The organism is Pseudomonas sp. DF11, assembly GCF_058148565.1.
Map to the genome: position 1 here is coordinate 1 of NZ_JBYVYN010000037.1, position 213 is coordinate 213.

At 67.1% G+C, this 213-nt stretch carries 1 pseudogene; it reads left to right on the forward strand.

The window, feature by feature from the left end:
* Positions 1–213 (forward strand): annotated as a pseudogene (locus AC30D9_RS29440) (hypothetical protein); the annotation flags it as partial.

A 213-nucleotide genomic window follows, 5' to 3' on the forward strand; every position in this document is an offset into this window, starting at 1 on the left:
GGTTTCGACAAGACCGGCACCGCCTCCTTCAGCTCGGGCGCCAGCGCTGCCATCGAACGCAGCCATGCCGGTAGCTACGCCGCCGATGGCTTCGACAAGACTGGCACCGCCGACGCCATCGCCGCCGATGGTTTCGACAAGACTGGCACCGCCGACGCCATCGCTGCTGACGGTTTCGACAAGACCGGCACCGCCGACGCCATCGCCGCTGAT